Origin of the sequence: Aliivibrio sp. 1S128 (assembly GCF_001691065.1) — a bacterium.
Lineage (GTDB): Bacteria > Pseudomonadota > Gammaproteobacteria > Enterobacterales > Vibrionaceae > Aliivibrio.
The window spans coordinates 1-860 of the sequence record NZ_MAJV01000089.1; the positions used below are offsets into that span (position 1 = coordinate 1).

The window sequence follows — 860 nt, forward strand, 5'->3', positions numbered from 1 at the left end:
CCATAGTCGTTTGTTATGTTGAATTACCCCCTCAATTTATTGATATACTCCTGAGCTCTTCTGCGATTATCTGCATGCAATTTATTACCACAAATCTCAGCACGATACTTAATTTCAGGACTAGAATATATTGGCAACCTAACCTCTTCGTAACTCATAACAGTTCCTGCATTTGAACATTTATAAGCACGAGCATAAGGCTTTATTAAATGCCTATTTTCAGGCCGAGTAGACCGTTCTAACTCTCCTTGGCGGAGTGAAAATAGTAAGGTTTCAGAGTGATTCGCCCACATTAAATGTCCAAATTCATGCTCTAAAGTATCTGGTTCTGAATCATCAGCTAACAAGATATAACTATCACTTAACTCCCAGTCAGTGGCCCCTATTATTCCATCGTCAAAAACTAAATGGTTATTCCGGGCAACAAAAACATAAAAATCCAAAGGATTTTCACGTAAAAGTTTTAATTTATCACTACCAATACTCATACTTCCTTGCGTATGGAGTTCATCAAAATACTCCTCACCAGATAGTTTTAGATCTACATATTCAAACGAAACCAACAGTCTACGTAAAGGTAAACATGAATTAGTTAAAATAGTATTTGATAATTCAATTTGCTTTTGTGCCAATCCCTTTTCGTATATATTTCTAAGAGACGAATCCACAAAATATGAAACACGAGTGACTATCATCGGTTCTGTTAGAACACACGTAGGAAGCTCCAATTCGGCTTGCTCATATGGAGTATGATCAGGTTGATTGAAGTAGATAAAAATTAGTGTGGATACAATAGAAACAACAAGTAAAAGCCTTTTCATACGTACACCTTTTGATATTCAACATAACGCCTGCATAAC

At 35.8% G+C, this 860-nt stretch carries 1 protein-coding gene; it reads right to left on the bottom strand.

From position 1 onward, the window contains the following. Window positions 1-23: 23 nt before the first annotated feature. On the bottom strand, window positions 24-821 hold the full coding sequence (locus A6E03_RS10210; RefSeq protein ID WP_065600808.1) for a hypothetical protein: 798 nt from the start codon (window positions 819-821) through the stop codon (window positions 24-26). Window positions 822-860 lie beyond the last annotated feature (39 nt).